The 13,820-nt window shown below is 48.2% G+C and carries 12 protein-coding genes and 1 riboswitch; of the genes, 8 read left to right on the top strand and 4 right to left on the bottom strand.

Features of this window, described 5'->3' with window-relative positions; genetic code table 11:
* The first annotated feature begins 59 nt into the window (after positions 1 to 59).
* The 3 genes from XDD1_RS15735 to hldE all read left to right on the top strand — a co-directional run bounded on the left by XDD1_RS15735 (position 60) and on the right by hldE (position 5,469).
* Positions 60 to 1,043 carry a CYTH domain-containing protein gene (locus XDD1_RS15735; protein ID WP_045972652.1) on the top strand — a complete coding sequence of 328 codons (984 nt, stop codon included), beginning with the start codon at positions 60 to 62 and terminating at the stop codon, positions 1,041 to 1,043.
* A gap of 63 nt (positions 1,044 to 1,106) precedes the next feature.
* On the top strand, positions 1,107 to 3,959 hold the full coding sequence (gene glnE / locus XDD1_RS15730; RefSeq protein WP_045972650.1) for a bifunctional [glutamate--ammonia ligase]-adenylyl-L-tyrosine phosphorylase/[glutamate--ammonia-ligase] adenylyltransferase: 2,853 nt from the start codon (positions 1,107 to 1,109) through the stop codon (positions 3,957 to 3,959).
* An 85-nt stretch (positions 3,960 to 4,044) separates the two neighbouring features.
* Positions 4,045 to 5,469, top strand: coding sequence for a bifunctional D-glycero-beta-D-manno-heptose-7-phosphate kinase/D-glycero-beta-D-manno-heptose 1-phosphate adenylyltransferase HldE (gene hldE / locus XDD1_RS15725; protein WP_045972648.1), 1,425 nt, complete (start codon positions 4,045 to 4,047; stop codon positions 5,467 to 5,469).
* Positions 5,470 to 5,555: 86 nt separating this feature from the next.
* On the opposite strand, the gene ubiK is transcribed toward hldE, so the two are convergent.
* Positions 5,556 to 5,831, bottom strand: a complete 276-nt coding sequence (gene ubiK, locus XDD1_RS15720; RefSeq protein WP_045972646.1) for a ubiquinone biosynthesis accessory factor UbiK — start codon at positions 5,829 to 5,831, stop codon at positions 5,556 to 5,558.
* Between the two features lie 178 nt (positions 5,832 to 6,009).
* Positions 6,010 to 6,198, top strand: a riboswitch (FMN riboswitch).
* Positions 6,199 to 6,316: 118 nt separating this feature from the next.
* Here ubiK and ribB point away from each other — a divergent pair.
* Complete coding sequence (gene ribB / locus XDD1_RS15715; RefSeq protein WP_045972644.1) at positions 6,317 to 6,970, top strand: 3,4-dihydroxy-2-butanone-4-phosphate synthase; 654 nt, start codon at positions 6,317 to 6,319, stop codon at positions 6,968 to 6,970.
* A gap of 237 nt (positions 6,971 to 7,207) precedes the next feature.
* A complete protein-coding gene (ygiD, locus tag XDD1_RS15710; RefSeq protein ID WP_045972642.1) occupies positions 7,208 to 7,987 on the top strand; it encodes a 4,5-DOPA-extradiol-dioxygenase in 780 nt (259 codons plus the stop codon).
* A 5-nt stretch (positions 7,988 to 7,992) separates the two neighbouring features.
* On the opposite strand, the gene XDD1_RS15705 is transcribed toward ygiD, so the two are convergent.
* The 3 genes from XDD1_RS15705 to tolC all read right to left on the bottom strand — a co-directional run bounded on the left by XDD1_RS15705 (position 7,993) and on the right by tolC (position 11,383).
* Positions 7,993 to 9,153 (bottom strand): glutathionylspermidine synthase family protein, encoded by a 1,161-nt coding sequence (locus tag XDD1_RS15705; protein ID WP_045972640.1) that lies wholly within the window; start codon positions 9,151 to 9,153, stop codon positions 7,993 to 7,995.
* A gap of 6 nt (positions 9,154 to 9,159) precedes the next feature.
* Positions 9,160 to 9,831 carry a DUF1190 family protein gene (locus tag XDD1_RS15700; protein WP_197541042.1) on the bottom strand — a complete coding sequence of 224 codons (672 nt, stop codon included), beginning with the start codon at positions 9,829 to 9,831 and terminating at the stop codon, positions 9,160 to 9,162.
* Between the two features lie 187 nt (positions 9,832 to 10,018).
* Positions 10,019 to 11,383 carry an outer membrane channel protein TolC gene (tolC, locus tag XDD1_RS15695; RefSeq protein WP_045972637.1) on the bottom strand — a complete coding sequence of 455 codons (1,365 nt, stop codon included), beginning with the start codon at positions 11,381 to 11,383 and terminating at the stop codon, positions 10,019 to 10,021.
* A 219-nt stretch (positions 11,384 to 11,602) separates the two neighbouring features.
* Here tolC and nudF point away from each other — a divergent pair, with 219 nt between their 5' ends.
* The 3 genes from nudF to yqiA all read left to right on the top strand — a co-directional run bounded on the left by nudF (position 11,603) and on the right by yqiA (position 13,792).
* Complete coding sequence (nudF, locus tag XDD1_RS15690) at positions 11,603 to 12,244, top strand: ADP-ribose diphosphatase (RefSeq protein WP_045972635.1); 642 nt, start codon at positions 11,603 to 11,605, stop codon at positions 12,242 to 12,244.
* A gap of 97 nt (positions 12,245 to 12,341) precedes the next feature.
* Positions 12,342 to 13,184 carry a 3',5'-cyclic-AMP phosphodiesterase gene (gene cpdA / locus XDD1_RS15685; RefSeq protein WP_045972633.1) on the top strand — a complete coding sequence of 281 codons (843 nt, stop codon included), beginning with the start codon at positions 12,342 to 12,344 and terminating at the stop codon, positions 13,182 to 13,184.
* Positions 13,184 to 13,792, top strand: coding sequence for an esterase YqiA (gene yqiA, locus XDD1_RS15680; RefSeq protein ID WP_045972632.1), 609 nt, complete (start codon positions 13,184 to 13,186; stop codon positions 13,790 to 13,792). Before cpdA ends, yqiA begins: the two co-directional genes overlap by 1 nt.
* Positions 13,793 to 13,820: the final 28 nt, after the last annotated feature.

The raw sequence follows: 13,820 nt of genomic DNA, 5'->3' as shown, positions 1-13,820 counted from the left end.
CTAACACCCTATTGTGGTTTATTTTTCTCTTCTGTGAGATCAATTGAGGGATAAAAAATATGAGTTCTGTAGAAATTGAATTGAAACTGTCCGTGCAGCCTGATGCGATACCGGCAGTTCGCCAGCAGTTATTTCAGTTTCCTCATGATTACACTTCACCCCAGCACCTGACGAATAGCTATTTTGAGACGCCGGATAACCAATTGCGGCGTTGGGATATGGGGTTGCGTATCCGTGGTTGCAACGGGCACTATGAGATGACCATCAAAACCGCGGGTAAAGTGATGGGAGGATTACATCAGCGCCCTGAATTCAACGTCCCTTTGCCGCAGCCTGAATTAGATTTAACCCGGTTTCCCAACGCTATCTGGCCTGAAAATACCGACCTTGTGCAGCTCCAGACCCAATTGACCGCATTATTCAGCACCGATTTTAACCGTGAAAAATGGCTTATCACTTATGGCGAAAGCGAAATTGAAGTCGTGCTGGATCAGGGAACGATTTTTTCTGGCAATAAAAAATCAGGGGATCAGGCTGCGCCGATTTGTGAATTTGAGCTGGAACTCAAACAGGGCAACGTGGCCGATATCCTGTCGTTGGCGAACCAACTGGCCTCACAAAATGGCCTGCGTTTAGCCAATAAAAGCAAGGCGGCACGAGGATATGCGCTGGTTTATAGTGTGTCACACGATGCGTTACCTAAAATGGCATTACCCAAAATCCCGGAGGAGTTGGATTGGCAGCAACCATTATCTGTGCTTTTGCCTGAAATCTTGGCGCAATGGCAGGAGCAGGAAGAAGGGTGGCTGGCGGGTTTGCCGGAAGGTAAGACCGGATTGGCGCAGGTTTTTCAGTGGATAATAACGTTGATTGAAAAACAGGCTGAACGTTTGCCGGTATTGGATTTACTGACTGATTTATTGCCGGAATTAAAGGCCGCCTTATCCATGAGCGGTTCAGGGGCTGAAAACGTGTCTTATAGCTCGTCTTGGTTGCAATGTAAGCTGGCGTTAATGCAGTGGCTGTTGGTTCAGTCCCGATAACCCTTTCGCTTTCGAGCATCTGTTAAAAAATCACCCCAAAACGGTCACTAAGGAATCCCTGTCATGCTGCCACTTTCATCGCCCTTAACCCGACAATTACAGCATATCCTTGCCAATCTTCCGCCATTAGAGGAAACAATCACCCCTTTTTCACCGGATGAGCAGGCGGTACTGTCATTGAGTGAATTTGTGGCAGAAAACCTGTTATCACATCCTGCATGGCTGGAGGAGATCCGCCAGCATCCCCCACATGCGGAAGAGTGGCAATATTATTCCGATTGGCTAAAACAAACGCTGCTGGCGGTCAACGATGAAAATGATTTGATGCGCAGTTTACGCCTTTTCCGCCATCGGATGCTGGTCAGGATTGCATGGTCACAGGCATTGCAAAGCAGTACCACAGAACAAACATTGCAGCAATTAAGTCAGTTGGCGGAAACCTTGATTATCGCCGCCCGCGATTGGCTTTATCTGCGTTGTTGCCGGGATTGGGGGACGCCGATCAATAGTGAGGGTGTAGCACAGCCGCTGCTGATTTTGGGCATGGGAAAATTGGGTGGCGGAGAGCTTAATTTTTCCTCTGATATTGACCTTATTTTTGCTTATCCGGAAAACGGCGTCACACAAGGCGGGCGTCGGGAAATGGACAATTCGCAGTTTTTTACTCGCTTGGGACAGAAGTTAATTAAGACACTGGATCAACAAACCGTAGACGGATTTGTTTATCGTGTTGATATGAGATTACGTCCGTTTGGTGACAGTGGGCCGTTGGTGTTTAGTTTTCCGGCATTGGAAGATTATTATCAGGAACAAGGGCGTGACTGGGAGCGTTATGCGCTGGTGAAAGCGCGCATTCTGGGCAATGATGATCAGTCTTATTGTCAGGAATTGCGCCAGATGTTGCGGCCGTTTGTTTTCCGGCGTTATATCGATTTCAGCGCCATTCAATCCTTGCGCAATATGAAGGGCATGATTGAACGGGAAGTCCGTCGCCGGGGATTAAAAGAGAATATTAAATTGGGTGCCGGCGGCATTCGGGAAATTGAGTTTATTACTCAGGTGTTCCAGCTTATTCGCGGGGGAAGGGAGCCAAGTCTACAAGCCCGCGCCTTGTTGCCGACCTTGAAAGCGATCGGCGATTTGGCTTTATTGCCGGCGGAACCCTTGCAGCAACTGGAAGAGAGTTACCTGTTTCTGCGCCGGCTTGAAAACCTGCTGCAATCTGTTCGTGACCAACAAACGCAAACCTTGCCCGATAACGAGCTGGATCGCGCCCGTCTCGCTTGGGGCATGAATTTTTCCGATTGGGATGCGTTGATGGCCGAAACCGAACGCAAAATGCGTGCGGTGCGGGGGATTTTCCAACAGTTGATCGGCGATGAAACTGAGGAGAATAGCGAGGAGGCCAGCCATGTTCCGTTTAAGAGCTTATGGCAGGAAGCCTTAAACACAGACGAACTTATCGTATTGATTCCTCATCTTGATGATGAAAAAGCCCAGAAAATATTGGATATCATGGCGCTTTTCCGTCAGGACGTCAGTAAGCGCACCATTGGCCCACGGGGCAGGGATGTGCTTGACCAGTTAATGCCGCGTCTGTTGGCAAAAATCAGCGTGCGGAAAGATGCGGATAGTGTTCTGGAACGGATTATTCCCCTGTTGCTCAGTATCGTCAGCCGCACGACCTATCTGGAACTGATGCTGGAATCAGAACAGGTCATGATTCATGTTATCCGGCTCTGTGCGGCTTCTCCGATGATCGCCAGCCAGCTTGCCGGCCATCCCTTGTTGCTGGATGAGCTGCTTGATCCCAAATCGCTGTATCAACCGTTGCCGATAGAGGCTTATCGCGATGAGCTTTATCAATATCTGCTGCGTATTCCTGAGGATGATGAAGAACAATTGCTGGAGGCATTACGCCAATTTAAGCAGGCCCAATTGTTGCGGATTGCCGCCGAAGACATTGCCGGCGTCTTGCCTGTGATGAAAGTGAGTGATCACCTGACTTATCTGGCGGAGGCCATTATCGAAGCGGTGGTGCGGCTGGCGTGGAACCAAATGACAAAACGCTATGGCGTACCGGCTCACTTATCCCAGCAACAGGGCTTGGGATTTGCCATTATTGGTTATGGCAAGTTGGGGGGCTGGGAACTCGGTTACGGCTCTGATTTGGATCTGGTGTTCTTGCTGGATTGCCCAATGGGGGTAATGACGGACGGGGCGCGTTCCATTGAGGCCCGCCAATTTTATTTGCGCCTTGCCCAACGCATCATTCATTTGTTCAGTACCCGAACGGCATCGGGCGTCTTGTATGACGTTGACGCGCGTTTGCGGCCATCCGGTGAAGCGGGTATGTTGGTCAGTACCCTTGAAGCCTTTGATGATTACCAGAAAAATGACGCGTGGACTTGGGAACATCAGGCGCTGATCCGTGCGCGCATGGTGTTTGGGGATGAGAAAATGCGCCATGAGTTTGAACGCATCCGCCGTGAAACATTATGCCTTCCCCGCGATCCCGATCTTTTGCGCCAACAAGTGCGCGAGATGCGGGAAAAAATGTATCAGCACTTGGGAAGTCATCAACCAAATCAATTTGATATCAAAGCTGATCCGGGCGGGATCACCGATATTGAATTTATTGCCCAGTATCAGGTGCTGCGTTATGCACCAGAAAATGCCAAGCTGACCCGCTGGTCTGATAATGTGCGCATTTTCGAACTCATGGCGCAGCATCATATTATGGATGAACAGGAGGCGATGGCGTTGACGCAGGCGTATATTACCCTGCGTGATGAATTGCACCGTTTAGCGTTGCAAACGTTATCCAGCCGGGTTGAAGCCGGACATTTCCGCCAACAACAAACCTTTGTGCGTGATAGCTGGCAAAAATGGTTGGAAAGTGACCTTAACGCATAAGTGATCTTAGTGTATCAATGATCGGGTACTGAGTTTGGTTATGGTAATATCCGCAACAGTTTATTTCTGATATTTGGAGCATGGGATGAAAGTAACACTCCCTGATTTTCACCGCGCAGGTGTTTTAGTGGTTGGCGATGTCATGTTAGATCGCTACTGGTACGGCCCAACCAGCCGCATTTCGCCGGAAGCCCCGGTGCCGGTGGTTAAGGTAGAAACCATAGAAGAGCGTCCCGGCGGAGCCGCTAACGTCGCCATGAATATTGCTTCCTTGGGCGCGAATTCACATTTGGTCGGTTTGACCGGCATTGATGATGCGGCGCGGGCATTGGGTGACAAACTGAGTAGTGTGAAAGTCCGGTGTGATTTTGTTTCTGTCCCAACGCATCCAACCATCACCAAACTGCGCGTCTTATCGCGTAATCAGCAATTGCTGCGTCTGGATTTCGAAGAAGGTTTCCAGAATGTGGATGCCCAGCCGATGCTGGAAAAAATTCAGCAATCCTTGCCTCATATTGGCGCGTTGGTACTGTCGGATTACGCCAAGGGTGCGTTAAGCCAGATTCAGGCGATGATCCAGCTTGCCAATGCCGCCAATGTTCCGGTGCTGATCGATCCGAAAGGCAGTGATTTTAACCGCTATCGCGGTGCAACGTTGCTGACGCCAAATATGTCAGAGTTTGAGGCGGTTGTCGGGCACTGCAAGGATGATGATGATTTAGTGCAGAAAGGCACGAAGCTGGTACAGGATTTGCAGTTGCAAGCGCTGTTGATCACCCGCTCTGAACGGGGAATGAGCTTATTGCGGGTTGGGCAGCCGCCTTTGCATTTGCCGACTCAGGCGCAGGAAGTGTTTGATGTTACCGGTGCCGGAGATACCGTGATTGGGGTATTGGCAACGGCATTAGCCGCTGGCAAGCCGCTGAACGAAGCCTGTTACCTCGCTAATGCGGCAGCCGGTGTGGTGGTGGGTAAGCTGGGAACGTCCACGGTTTCGTCGGTTGAACTGGAAAATGCCGTGCGTGGGCGTGCAGAAACTGGATTTGGCGTTATGAGTGAAACCAAGCTGAAAGACGTCGTTGCACAGGCGCGCCAGCGGGGTGAACGTATTGTCATGACGAATGGTTGTTTTGACATCCTTCATGCGGGGCATGTTTCTTATCTGTCTAACGCGCGTAAATTGGGTGATCGTTTGATTGTTGCCGTCAATAGTGATGCGTCCACCAAGCGCCTGAAAGGGGAAACCCGCCCGGTGAATCCGCTGGAACAGCGCATGATCGTGTTATCGGCGCTGGAATCGGTGGATTGGGTGGTGGCCTTTGAAGAAGATACACCACAGCGCTTAATCGCAGGTATCCTGCCGGATATTTTGGTCAAGGGTGGGGATTATCAGCCAGCAGAAATCGCCGGTAGCGAAGAAGTCTGGGCTGCGGGGGGAGAAGTTAAGGTATTGAACTTCGAAGAGGGTATTTCAACCACCAATATCATCAAAACCATTCAGCGCCAGTAACGTCGGCAGCCTATGCCGTTATGCTTTTTGCGAGCATAGCGGCAATCTTCTCACACAATTCTCATTAATTTCTCACATCATTGTTGCTATTCGGCTTGCTGGGTTTTCTTATCTGCATCTTCAAGGCGCGCTTCCAGCTCATTCAGGCGTTGTTCCATTGCCGCCAATTTTTCACGGGTGCGCAACAAGACTTGGGTCTGAACATCAAATTCTTCGCGGTTAACCAAATCCAACTTATTCAACTGGGATTGCAGAACGGTACGCAATTTTTTTTCTACATCATCGCCAAATTCTTTGACGCCTTTTGGCATGGCGTTGTGGAGCTGGCGGGCAATTTGTTCAATTTTCTTTGGATCGAGCATGATGATCATCCTTTATATAACGTAATTTTTTATGGCGCGTTTTATAGCGAATGTTTTATAGCATAACGGTATTGACGCTATTTTAATATCTTATGGTGAAAGCATAACTGATTGAGATCCAGCTTTCCTATTTGATTTTGTTGATTGCCCCCGCGGTTTATTAACGCTATAGTGAAACCGTTTATCTCAGGGCAGGGTGAAAGTCCCTACCGGCGGTAACATAAAATAGCGTGATCATTTTATGCAGCCCGCGAGCGCTCTGTTTGTTGCTCTCCTTGAAGAGAAATCGTCGGGGATAAAACAGAGGTCAGCAGATCCAGTGTGATTCTGGAGCCGACGGTGATAGTCCGGATGGGAGAGAATAACAGCATCAATCGAGTGCCTGCACTCGTCTGTTGTTTTTGTTGCCGTATTTTTGCGCAGCACGAACTCCTCAAAATTGCCCTGATTCTGGTAACCCATACATTTAAAGAGGTTTCTTTACCATGAATCAGACGCTACTTTCCTCATATGGAACGCCATTTGAACGTGTTGAACGCGCGCTTGCTGCTTTGCGTGCGGGTCGGGGCGTGATGGTACTGGATGACGAAAATCGTGAAAATGAAGGTGATATGATTTTCGCCGCTGAAACGATGACGGTCGAGCAAATGGCACTGACTATCCGCCACGGCAGTGGTATTGTCTGCCTTTGTTTGACCGAAGAGCGCCGTCAGCAGTTAAAATTGCCCATGATGGTAGAAAACAATTCAAGCCAGTACCAAACGGCTTTCACCATCACCATCGAAGCGGCGCAAGGCGTGACAACGGGGGTATCTGCGGCAGATCGCATCACCACCATTCAGGCTGCCATTGCCGATGATGCGCAACCGAGCGATCTCAATCGGCCTGGGCACGTTTTTCCGCTGCGTGCGCAATCGGGAGGCGTTTTGACTCGTCGTGGTCATACTGAGGCGACCATTGATTTGGTCAGAATGGCGGGTTTCAAGCCAGCCGGCGTGCTGTGTGAGTTGACCAATGATGATGGTTCAATGGCTCGCGCCCCACAAGTGATTGAATTCGCGCAACAGTATGATATGCCGGTCGTCACGATTGAAGATTTGGTGGATTATCGCTTAAAAATGGCAAAAGCAGCGAGCTGATGGGCTTTCCCATTCGCTTTTGCCGATTGAAATATCACACAATACGGTGAGACCCTACGCATGCACTTTGAGAGGCTACAGCCCACACCCTGTGGCCTTTCAGCATTTCTGACACCCTCCATCATTTTTTGATTGACGATATTCAAGGAAGGAAGGTCTGAATCTTGTCATAATTCTTTTATCATCATCCACAATTCATCATTTGAAATGTTCAATTTGCTGTAATAAGGGGCGAAAATGAGTCTCCTGAGAATGCCTGCTCTGTTCATTGGTCATGGCAGCCCAATGAATGCCATTGAAGATAACGATTACTCACGTGCTTGGTTTGAACTGGGGAAGAAATTACCCAGACCAAAGGCGATCCTTGTGATTTCTGCGCACTGGTACACGAAGGGTACAGCCGTGACGGCGATGGCACAGCCCAGAACTATCCACGATTTTGGCCGCTTTCCCCAAGAGTTGCATGAAAAACAGTATCCAGCCAAAGGTTTTCCGGGGCTGGCGGTATTGGTACAGGATATTCTTGAACCGGCGATAGCGGTCGAGACGGATTTTGAACAATGGGGATTGGATCATGGCTCTTGGGGAATATTGGCAAAAATGTATCCTGATGCTGATATTCCCGTTGTCCAATTGAGCATGGATCGCAATCAACCGGCTGCTTTTCATTATGAAATAGGCAAAAAATTAGCTTTATTGCGGGATGAAGGCGTCTTAATCATAGGCAGTGGCAATATTGTCCATAACTTGTCGGCCGAAAAACTGGGGGCAGAACCTTTTCCCTGGGCATGCTCGTTTGAGCAGTTTGTACGTGAAAGTTTGACCAGCCGGGAAAATCCTCATCCCCTGTTTAAGGCGTTGGACAGGGAAGATGGTCAATTGTCTAACCCAACGCCAGAACATTTTCTGCCATTATTGTATGTGATAGGGACATGGAATAAAGAAGAGCCGATTTCAACCCCCGTTGAAGGCATTGAAGACGGCTCCTTAAGTATGTTATCGATTCAGGTTGGTTAATTGAATTAATCCAAAATAATATGCGGGTAGAAACGTGACAGATCTTGGGTAATCAACTCACGGTCTTCACGGATACAGATACCCGCAGCTTGATCATCCACTAACCAACTCCCGATCAGCGCATAGTTATTCTCAAATTTCGGCAAGGCATGGAACTGTTGAACGATCATGCCTTCTTCCCCATAAGGGCCATCCGCACTGGCGACTTCACGGCCGTTTTCAATAATGCGAATATTGGCACCTTCACGGGAGAACAGCGGCTTAAGGACATAGCTATTCATGTCGGAAGGGCGTTCATCCGCAAAATAGGCCGGCAGCAAGTTAGGATGATGGGGGAACATTTTCCACAACATGGGCAGCAGCGCTTTGTTGGAAATAATGCTTTTCCATGCAGGCTCCAGCCAACGGACACCGGCATCAGCCAATTTAGTGGAGAACATTTCCCGCAGCATAAATTCCCACGGATACAGTTTGAACAGATTGCTGATCACCTGATCCTGCACATCAGTAAATTGCCCTTTCTCACCCAGCCCGATATCCTCAATAAACAGGAACTCAGTCGGGATACCGGCTTCCGCAGCACAATCCTGCAAATATTGGATGGTGCCACGATCTTCTTCACTATCCTGACAGCAGGCCATGTGCAGCAGGCCAAATCCATGACTTTCACGTAACTGGGCAAAACGCTCAATCAGCTTTTCTTGCAGGCTGTTGAATTGATCCGCATGGGCGGGCAGATTGCCTGCATTGATCTGGTCTTCCAGCCAGATCCACTGAAAGAAAGCGGATTCATACAGTGATGTTGGCGTATCGGCGTTGTTTTCCAGCAACTTGGGCGGATTTTTGCCGTCATAGGCTAAATCCAGGCGGGAATAGAGCGAAGGTTGGCTGGTGACCCATGAAGAACGGATAAACTCCCAACAGTGTTTGGGGATCTGGAATTGGGTCAGCAGCGCTTCGCTATCGACCACTTTTTCCACGACCTGCAAACACATTTGGTGCAGTTCTGCCGTTGCCTCTTCGATTTCTTCAATCTGGTTCAGGGTGAACTGGTAATACGCCTCTTCACTCCAGTAAGGCTGATCGTACATGGTGTGAAAATTGAAACCAAACTCTGTTGCTTTTTCGCGCCAATCCGGGCGCTCGGTAATACTAATGCGTTTCATCTTTGATTAACCACCCATCGAGCGGGAAGAATGGGAACTTGAGCCGGCAGACGAACGCTGCATGGCAGATTGCTTCGCTACGGATTCACCGAACCCACCACGGGTAATCGTAGTTGTGGTGGCGGGTTTTGGCGCCATTGCCGTTTTGGGGACGGTCATGCTGCGTCCACCCGCGGTGGCGGGGCCATAGCTTTTACCGGTCGCATCAACAAATTTGCCGTTAGCCGGGCTGGAGGCTGAATTTGATGTGAACAGCGGTTGTGAGGGTGCCGAGCTGCCGCCCATTAAGCGTCCCATCATATAACCCGCCATCAAAGGCATCCAGAAACTGCCGCTGCTGTTTTGAGCCTGAGCCTGACCGACGCCTGCCTGAGCAGGGGGTTGAGTACATTGCTGTTCACCGAATTCAGCCACACACTCTTCGCGAGTCGCATATTTTGGTGCGGTTTTTTCCGCTTCTTTCAGGGCGTTGTTGTAGGCGGTCTTGCATTGTTCGCTTTGAGAAGGATTCGCCTGAGAGCACTCATCGGCATTGGTATAGAGTGATACCGTTTCATCGCTCTGTTCACAGGCAGAAAGCATAAAAACAGCACTGACAGCAAGCGCGACAGGTGTCAGGCGATAGCTTCGCCAGGTTTTGCGGAAAGAATCGCGGTTTATCTCTTTTGTCCGTTTCATTGTCATAGGGGCATCCATCTTGAGGGTATCTGATTAAGATTAAGAGCATTCCCCATTTATCTTACCCAATGGGAGTGGTGCTCAGGATGTGCTAAAAAGCAGCCCACACAATCGGCGGGCTGCCTTCTTTTATTAGTATAGCGTTTTTAATATAACGTTTTTCAGACGAGAACGATAGGGCATTAAATCAGCGAACTGATGGCGTTTTCATCTCTTTAATAATATTGCTGGCAGAGGTTGAGATCTGTGCCCCCAACATTTTGTTTAATGCGATCAAATCGTTTTCATTCAGCGTGCCACGGGCTTGCTGAATATTTAACTGGGCCAGCAGGTAATCATAACGGGCTTTCGATAAGTTTTGTTTGGCTTGATACAGCTTGGTTGTGGCTTCCAGCACATCGACGATAGTGCGGGTTCCGACCTGATAACCGGCTTCCATTGAATCCAGTGAACTTTGTGCGGAGAGCACAGCCTGTTTATTGGCTTCAACACTACTGATAGCGGCAGAGATATTGTTAGAGGAAGAATGCACTTCCTGTATCACCTTGCGATAGGTATTTTCTAAGTCTTGGCTGGCACCGACAAAATTATATTTTGCTTGTTCCACTTGAGAATAGGTGGCTCCGCCGTTAAACAAAGGTAAACTCAAAGATAATTCTACTGAATTTCTGCCAGTATATTCATTTGAATATTGAGCTCCACGGGTATGGGAATTATTGATACCCGTGTTTGCACTGAGATTAACAGTCGGCATATAGCCGGTTTGTGACTCTTTGATTTGTTCGCGTCTTAAATCTTGCATTAAACGTGCTGATAACAAGCTTAGATTACGGGTTTCTGCTTCTTTTAGCACAGTATTAGCTGGTTCAGGTAGCTTAGTTTTGAACTGATCAATATTTAAGGCTGCCAATTGTGGATAGTAAGTTCCTGTGATCATGCGTAGTTTTTCCAACGCATTTTCCAGATTGTTACGGTCAGAAACTTCTTGTGCCAGAATAGAGTCATATTGGGCACGAGCATTTTGCACGTCAGTAATGGCAACCAGCCCCACATTAAAGCGTTGGGTAGTTTGATCCAACTGGCGGTACAGTGAGGCTTTTTGCGCTTCCGTATAGGTCAGGGCATCGATTTTACTCAGAACGTCAAAATAGGCTTGGGCTGTGTCCAGAATCAATTTTTGTTGTGCTGCCTGATAGCTGATATCTGCAATACCGGCATTTTTCTCCGATTGATTCAGTCGATTCCATTTTGCCATATCAAAAATGGTCTGGGTTAGTTTCAGTCCAGCACTTGTGCCATGAGATTCGCTGTTTCTGCTATCGCGGAACCCTTTACCATAATCAATGCCAGCACTTAAACCCAATTGAGGCAATAAAGTACTGCGCGCCTCATTAATTTTTTCAACCACAGAATTGCGATCCGCTTGTGCCTTAAGTAATTCGGGATTGGTTTCTTTCGCCTGCTGATAAATCTGGAGTAGATCGGCTGCATGGCTTGATGTACTAAAGCCTATCAAATTCATAGCGATAAAAAGAGAGAGCAATTTTTTCATTTGCGTTCCTTGTTGTGCAGCTATTTTGCTTACGGTTGCCCCTGCATAAAAACGAATACCACAGATTCTAGCAGAGAATATCAGCAGGGTAGGGTGGCTGTTCGTGCCATATTGTCTCATTTTTCAGCTTGTTTGTATCATCAAAATGAATTTATTTAGATCAATGCGGAAAAATACCTTTTAATAATAGGAAATTTTTTAAAAAAATCAGGAGATTTTATGTCTAAAGATCTTGCCGTTCCATGTACGTTTACTCAACAAGATGTGGAAATTCTGTCCCGAAAAACACTTTATCGCGGTTTTTTTAAAATGACGGAATATCAATTCAGGCACCGTTTATTTCGGGGTGGCTGGAGTGAAACCATTAAACGTGAAGTGTTTGAACGGGGTCATGCCGGTGTTTTATTGCCTTATGATCCGGTGCGTGATGAAGTTGTTTTGATTGAACAAATCCGTATTCCGGCAATAGAAACCAGCCAGACGCCGTGGTTGCTGGAAGTGGTTGCCGGCATGATCGAAGAGGGGGAAAACGCTGAACAGGTCGTCCGTCGCGAAGCCGTGGAAGAAGCCGGGATTGAAGTTAAGCGCTGCCAACCTGCACTGAGTTATCTTTCCAGCCCCGGAGGGACAACTGAACGTATGCATATTTTTGTCGGTGAAGTTGATGCGACTACTGCGTCAGGGGTTCATGGGCTGGAAGGTGAACATGAAGATATTCGCGTTTTGGTTGTGAGCCGCGAACAGGCTTATCAATGGGTAGAAGCGGGAATGATCGATAATGCAGCTTCCGTTATTGCAATACAGTGGCTGGCATTGCACCATGAAAAACTTAAGCAAACGTGGTTAGGGAATCATGACTAATTCACGTTGGAAAACGGGAAGTGTGCCCCAGCCAGCAGATCTTTTGCATCAAGACACGTTAAAATAATCCTTATGATCGACAGGAAAAGGAAACCTTTTGGAAAGCCTGCTTGAAATCCCTGTGGCAGAGGGTGCCACAGCCAGAATATTGCAAATCACCGATACGCACCTTTTTGCCAATAAAGGCGATTCACTGTTGGGCGTCAATACCTATCGCAGTTATCATGCGGTATTGGACGCGATCTTAGCGCAAAATCCCGCAATTGATTTGATCGTTGCGACTGGTGACTTGGTACAAGATCAGACTATCAATGCTTACCAACATTTTGCTGAGGGCATTGCCCGTTTGCCCGCACCTTGTGTTTGGTTGCCCGGTAATCATGATTATCAACCCGCGATGGTTGACACGTTGGCAGCCGCAGGCATTTCACCTTCCAAGCAAATATTTATCGGGCAGCATTGGCAGTTAATTATGTTGGACAGTCAGGTACAGGGTGTTCCCCACGGCGAATTGACGGATTATCAGCTTGAGTGGATGAAAAAATGCCTGAATGAGCACAGTGAGCGCCAGACGATTATTATGCTTCACCACCATCCGCTGCCGTCTGGGTGCACATGGCTGGATCAGCACAGTTTGCGTAATGCTCCCGAATTATCAGAATGCCTGAAAGGCAAAACACAGGTGAAAGCCATACTGTGTGGGCACATCCATCAAGAAGTTGATGAAATGTGGCACGGCATTCGTGTGATGGCAACCCCATCAACCTGTGTGCAATTTAAGCCGCATTGTACTAATTTTATGCTTGATACAGTGGCTCCGGGATGGCGTTATCTCGAACTGGCTGTGACTGGCAATCATCAAGAAGCGAAATTGCAGACACAGGTTCACAGGCTAAAGAGTAACGAGTTTTGCCCGGATTTAGATTCGGACGGGTATTAATGTCGACGTTACTTTATTTACACGGTTTCAATAGCTCACCGCAATCAGCGAAAGCGAACGCGCTGAAAACGTGGTTGCACCAGCAGCATCCTGACATTAACATGCTGGTGCCGCAATTACCCCCTTATCCCGAAGAGGCGGCCATCTTACTGGAAGAACTCGTGATGGAACATGCCGGTGAAAATATCGGGCTGGTGGGTTCTTCTCTGGGCGGTTATCTGGCGATCTGGCTTTCCCAGTGCTTTGGTTTACCCGCGGTGGTCGTCAATCCTGCGGTACGCCCTTTCGACTTGCTTCAGAATTATCTTGGGGAAAATGTGAATCCCTATACCAAAGAGCGCTATACTCTCGAACCAAGCCACATACATGATCTCAAAGTGATGCACATTGACCCGCTGGAATCCCCTGATCTTATCTGGTTATTGCAGCAAACCGGGGATGAAGTGCTCGATTACCGTCAAGCCGTTGCTTACCTGATGCCGTGCCGGCAGACGGTTGAATCTGGCGGGAATCATGCTTTTGTTGGCTTCGAATATTATTTCCCTCAAATCATCGACTTCTTGGGGCTAACCCGTGGCAATAGTAAAAAAATTGCCAAAAATAGGTAAGCGACTGGTATTATCTACAGTATATCAA

Origin of the sequence: Xenorhabdus doucetiae (assembly GCF_000968195.1) — a bacterium.
Classification (GTDB): Bacteria; Pseudomonadota; Gammaproteobacteria; order Enterobacterales; family Enterobacteriaceae; genus Xenorhabdus; species Xenorhabdus doucetiae.
Note: the sequence above shows the minus strand (reverse complement) of the source record. Positions and strands in the feature narration are given on the sequence as shown.

What these genes read in the sequence shown, in the direction of transcription:
- ygiD (WP_045972642.1), top strand. Translation starts at nt 7,208, where the DNA reads ATGAGTCTCCTGAGAATGCCTGCTCTGTTCATTGGTCATGGCAGCCCA.
- ribB (WP_045972644.1), top strand. Translation starts at nt 6,317, where the DNA reads ATGAATCAGACGCTACTTTCCTCATATGGAACGCCATTTGAACGTGTT.
- ubiK (WP_045972646.1), bottom strand. Translation starts at nt 5,831, where the DNA reads ATGCTCGATCCAAAGAAAATTGAACAAATTGCCCGCCAGCTCCACAAC.
- nudF (WP_045972635.1), top strand. Translation starts at nt 11,603, where the DNA reads ATGTCTAAAGATCTTGCCGTTCCATGTACGTTTACTCAACAAGATGTG.
- XDD1_RS15705 (WP_045972640.1), bottom strand. Translation starts at nt 9,153, where the DNA reads ATGAAACGCATTAGTATTACCGAGCGCCCGGATTGGCGCGAAAAAGCA.
- XDD1_RS15735 (WP_045972652.1), top strand. Translation starts at nt 60, where the DNA reads ATGAGTTCTGTAGAAATTGAATTGAAACTGTCCGTGCAGCCTGATGCG.
- hldE (WP_045972648.1), top strand. Translation starts at nt 4,045, where the DNA reads ATGAAAGTAACACTCCCTGATTTTCACCGCGCAGGTGTTTTAGTGGTT.
- glnE (WP_045972650.1), top strand. Translation starts at nt 1,107, where the DNA reads ATGCTGCCACTTTCATCGCCCTTAACCCGACAATTACAGCATATCCTT.
- yqiA (WP_045972632.1), top strand. Translation starts at nt 13,184, where the DNA reads ATGTCGACGTTACTTTATTTACACGGTTTCAATAGCTCACCGCAATCA.
- tolC (WP_045972637.1), bottom strand. Translation starts at nt 11,383, where the DNA reads ATGAAAAAATTGCTCTCTCTTTTTATCGCTATGAATTTGATAGGCTTT.
- XDD1_RS15700 (WP_197541042.1), bottom strand. Translation starts at nt 9,831, where the DNA reads ATGAAACGGACAAAAGAGATAAACCGCGATTCTTTCCGCAAAACCTGG.